This is a genomic window from Arachidicoccus sp., from assembly GCF_050436765.1.
GTDB lineage: Bacteria > Bacteroidota > Bacteroidia > Chitinophagales > Chitinophagaceae > Arachidicoccus.
In genome coordinates, this window is record NZ_JBNQGD010000061.1 from 1 (window position 1) to 1,131 (window position 1,131).

Consider the following 1,131-nt stretch of genomic DNA (forward strand, 5'->3'; position numbering starts at 1 on the left):
ATCTTTGAAAAAAGGGAGGAAAAAAGGAAAGGGAAAAGGATGAAAGCTGAAGTAGCTCTTTGAGGATTCCAATATTCGAGTAGTACAAACTACAAAAATATTGGAATAATATATTTAATTTTATCTTTTTGAAGGGGCTTGGTCGGTTTGAGACTTAGATTAATTATTCGTCTTGAGTTGGCCCAAGGTGGAACTTTGTTAAACAACAATCACCTCTATAATGTGGTGTTGACATTACACGCATTGTGAATGATTTTCTTTATGGTTATACCTGCGTTAGTAGGTGGATTTGGTAATTGAATATTGCCAATAAAATTAGGAGCTCCGGATATAACATATCCACGAGTTAATTCGTTCAGAATTTGATTATTACTACCAAGGGTAGCATTAATATCAACTTCTTTCCTCGTTGGTTCTGGAGCAGGTGTAAGTTGAGTGATATACCCTCCACTAAGAGTGGTTTCTTCACCAGATATTAGGAGAGACAGAGTTATTTTTGCCCTTCACATTAGTGGTTTGAGAAGGTTATTGGGAAGAATAAATTTCTTTTCAACTGTTCAAGGAGAAAAAAGAAATAGGTTGAGTTTTGAATTTCTTAGTTTATTTGTTTGAACAATAGTTGTTACAATCTTTTTATTACTTTTATCACTACCAGTATTAGCTGGTGCTCTTACAATATTAATTTTAGATCGAAATTTAAATACTAGATTTTTTGATTGTAGTGGGGGGGGAAATCCCTTACTATACCAACATTTATTTTGGTTTTTTGGGCACCCAGAGGTCTATATTTTAATTTTACCAGCTTTTGGTATTGTAAGGGTTACAGCCATTTACATTTGTGGTAAAAAAGAAGTGTTTGGGAGGTTGTCAATGGTTTATGCTGTATTAAGAATTGGTTTCGTTGGTAGAGTAGTTTGAGCACATCACATGTATGTGATTGGAATAGATTTAGACAGCCGAGCTTATTTTACTTCCGCTACAATAATTATTGCTATTCCAACAGGGGTAAAAATTTTTAGCTGAATATTAACATTATATGGAAGAAAAATTATTTTCACTCCTCTAATGTGTTGATTAATTGGTTTTATTTTTTTATTCACTACAGGTGGTTTAACTGGAGTTGTATTGGCA

Annotated in this window: 1 protein-coding gene; it reads left to right on the forward strand. The window is 33.2% G+C overall.

Features of this window, described 5'->3' with window-relative positions:
* The first annotated feature begins 627 nt into the window (after window positions 1-627).
* Window positions 628-918, forward strand: coding sequence for a cbb3-type cytochrome c oxidase subunit I (locus tag ACQR30_RS02520; RefSeq protein WP_429730780.1), 291 nt, complete (start codon window positions 628-630; stop codon window positions 916-918).
* The last annotated feature ends 213 nt before the right edge of the window (window positions 919-1,131 follow it).